2 protein-coding genes are annotated in these 3,765 nt (G+C 61.6%); both read left to right on the top strand.

Annotated elements, in window-relative coordinates; all coding sequences use genetic code 11:
- Nucleotides 1-94 precede the first annotated feature (94 nt).
- Complete coding sequence (leuA, locus tag EN964_RS28205) at nucleotides 95-1,822, top strand: 2-isopropylmalate synthase (protein ID WP_127267382.1); 1,728 nt, start codon at nucleotides 95-97, stop codon at nucleotides 1,820-1,822.
- Between the two features lie 196 nt (nucleotides 1,823-2,018).
- Nucleotides 2,019-3,765: M48 family metallopeptidase (locus EN964_RS28200; protein ID WP_127276995.1), on the top strand; the 1,747-nt coding region annotated here is incomplete at its 3' end.

Here is a 3,765-nt window from a genome sequence, read left to right as displayed (position 1 = left end):
TGGCAATCACATCAAGCGAACGAAATTCTGGTAAAGGCGCCGCTCGCCATCAATCCACCGAAGGTGGATCCATGAGCCGCCGGGAGAACCGACGATGAACGCACGAGAAGAAATCCGCTCCGATGCCGCGGTAGCCGACACGGATTCGGCCAAAGGGATGCCCGACGCGGCTCGCAAATATCAGCCCTATCCGACCGTCGGCCTCACCGACCGGACCTGGCCTTCGAAGGTGATCGACAAGGCGCCGATCTGGTGCTCGGTTGACTTGCGCGACGGCAACCAGGCGCTGATCGATCCGATGGGCCATGAGCGCAAGGCACGCATGTTCGGCCTGCTGCTCGACATGGGCTTCAAGGAGATCGAGATCGGCTTCCCGTCGGCCTCGCAGACCGATTTCGACTTTGCCCGCTGGTGCATCGAGGAAGGCGACGTGCCCGCCGATGTCTCGCTGCAGGTGCTGGTGCAGTGCCGGCCGGAGCTGATCACCCGCACCTTCGAGGCGCTGAAGGGCGCCACCAACCCGATCGTCCATTTCTACAATTCGACCAGCGAGCTGCAGCGTCGCGTCGTCTTCGAAAAAGACGTCGGCGGCATCAAGCGCATCGCCACCGACGCCGCCAAGATGATCACCGACATGGCGGCCAAGGCCGGCGGAGGCTTTCGTTTCGAGTATTCGCCGGAAAGCTTTACCGGCACCGAACTCGAAGTGGCGCTGGAGATCTGCAACGCCGTCACCGAGATCGTCAGGCCGACGGCGGACAACAAGCTGATCGTCAACCTGCCCTCGACGGTCGAGATGTCGACCCCCAACATCTATGCCGACCGCATCGAGTGGATGTGCCGCAACCTCGACAACCGGGAAAACCTGCTGGTCTCGCTGCATCCGCACAATGACCGCGGCACCGGCATAGCCACCACCGAGCTCGGCCTGATGGCCGGCGCCGACCGCGTCGAAGGCACGCTGTTCGGCAATGGCGAGCGCACCGGCAATGTCGACATCGTCACGCTGGCGCTGAACATGTACACGCAAGGTGTCGATCCCTTGATCGATTGCTCCGACATCAACCGGATGAAGGACGTCTACGAATATTCGAACCAGTTGAAGATCCCCGAGCGCCATCCCTATGTCGGCGAACTCGTCTACACCGCCTTTTCCGGTTCGCACCAGGATGCCATCAACAAGGGCATGAAGGCGCTGAAGAAGGCCAATACGAGCCTGTGGGAAGTGCCCTATCTGCCGATCGACCCGGCCGATGTCGGACGCAGCTACGAAGCCATCATCCGCATCAATTCGCAGTCCGGCAAGGGCGGCATCGCCTATGTGCTGCAGGCAGATTACGGCCTCAACCTGCCGCGCAATCTGCAGATCGAGTTCAGCCAGGAAATCCAGGCGATCACCGATGCCGAGGGCAAGGAAGTGCCGGCCAGGCGCATCTACGAGCGCTTTATCGAGACCTATGTCGACCAGCCCGGCGCGCGGCTGAAATTCCTCGATCACCACACCTATCCCAGCACCGAGATCAAGGGCCGGCGCGTCGTCGAGGCGGTCATCCTCGACAACGGCAAGGAAGTGACGATTACAGGCACGGGTACCGGCCCGATCGATGGCTTCGTCAATGCGCTGTCGCTCCATGTCGGTGTCGAGATGTCGGTGCTCGACTATTCCGAGCACTCGATGCAGCGCGGCTCGAACGCGTCGGCCATTTCCTATGTCGAGATGGAATATCCCCAGGGCAAGCTGTTCGGCGCCGGCATCAACACCAACATCGTCGCTGCCTCGCTGGAAGCAGTGATGTCTGCCGCGAACCGTATCGTCGGTTAAAAAGCCGGCTGACGCCCGGCGGGAACAAAGATCGGAACCGTCCCAATCTGGTGATCGGTTCCGATCTTTCGGGCCATTAACCACCGCGGAATTATCCGGTGGGTACGTGATCGCATAACGGGGTGTATACTTGTGTGGTGGTGCGGGACCTATATGATCGCGCCTCAACCTGTGCCGACTTCGAGAGGATCGACACTTGCAGCATGCCACGCCTGCCGCCCCCGCAGTGCGCGAGACACTGGAGCGACTGCTTGCCAGCCAAACGTTCGGCCGATCCGAACGCGCGCGCAAGCTGCTGCGTTATCTTGTCGAACGTGAACAGGCCGGCGAAGCCGACAGGCTCAAGGGCTTTTCCATTGCCATGGATGTTTTCGGCAAGGACGGCGACTTCGATCCGTCCACCGATGCCGTGGTGCGTGTGCAGGCAGGCAGGCTGCGCGAGCTTCTGCAGCACTATTTTGCCAATGAGGGAATTGCCGAGCCGGTCCGCATCGCCATTCCGCGCGGCGGCTATGTTCCTGCCTATGAATTGAACGCGATCCGCCTGCCGGATATTGCCGAGTCTGTTCCCGAACTCAGGCTGGACGGCGCCGCATCCACCGATCGGTCAAACGAAGCCGGCACGGGCATGCTGGAGGCGATGTCTCTGGCTTCCGTACCGTCTTCGCCTGCCCCCTCGGTGGCGCGCCATCTCCGCTTTTTCTGGATGGCGATCGCCTTGGTCATCGCCATGCTGGGCGTACTGATCCTTCGCCAGGGCAGCACTGCCTTGCTGGCAGGCGGCGACATCTCGGCAATGCCGGAGATCGCTGGCGCAACTGCAAGCATCACGGCATCGGCAAGGGCTGACGCTCTGCCGCAAGTCTATATCGGACTCAAGGCTGACGGCCCCGACGCCAGCCGTGTCGCCGCATCGCTGCGCGCCGGCCTGAGTGGCTTCGATACGATTGACTTCATCGGCCGCGACACCGTCGGCGATCCGGCCGACGACGCGACGAGCTTCATATTCGACGTCCTATCTGGACCGGACGCGGGCGACATCACCATAGAACTGCAAAGCATGGCGTCCGGACGGGTGCTTCTATCGCGCAATCTCACCCCCGCCGACAGCGCACCTGCAGCGGTCGAAGACCGTATCGCCGATATGCTTAGCTCGGCACTCCCCGCCTCCGGCACCATCTACAACTATATCGAGCAGACCGGCACGCCAAACGGTCTGACGCAATGCCTGCTGCTCAACGGCAAATATTACCTCGACCAGAACGCCAGGACCCATGAGGCAGCCTACCGATGCCTCGAGAAGCTGGCCAATGGTGGAACCAAGTCCTCGCTCGTCTATTCGGAGCTTGCTTCCCTGCATCTCGAGGCGGTGTCCGATCATTACGCCTATCCGCCCAATGCGACGATTGAGACAGCCGTCGAGTTTGCCCATCGCGGCGTGCAGATGGGTCCGACCAGCCCTTATGCGCATCGCTCCTACGGCTATGTCAGTTCGCGCCTCGGCAATACGGACGAAGCGATCCGCTGGATGCGCAAGGCCTATGAACTCAACCCCTACGATCTCGGCATGGCCGCCGCTTACGGCTACGGGCTGATCTTCGCCGGACGATATGCTGAAGGAACGCCGATCCTCGATCATGCGGTGGAGACCTTCAGCGGGCACCCGACATGGTGGGATTACGGGCTGTTCGTCGGTGAGTTCATGCTCGGCGACATGAACAAGGCGGTCGCGGCCAGCATGGCATTGAGAACGACGGCAACGAAATCACACTATCTGGCGGCGCGGCTGGTCGGCGCCAAGGCTGCCGGACAGGATCATCTGGTGAGCACGCTGCTGAAACAACTGACCACCGAGTTCCCCAAATTTGCCGCCGATCCGCGGGCGACTTTCGTCGAGCGGAACTATCCGGCCGACCTGCCCGACCGGCTGGTCCACGCCCTCC

Origin of the sequence: Mesorhizobium sp. M7A.F.Ca.CA.001.10.2.1, from assembly GCF_003998575.1 — a bacterium.
GTDB lineage: Bacteria > Pseudomonadota > Alphaproteobacteria > Rhizobiales > Rhizobiaceae > Mesorhizobium.
The sequence above is the reverse complement of the archived record's forward strand: the minus strand, read 5'-3'. Positions and strand labels throughout refer to the sequence as shown.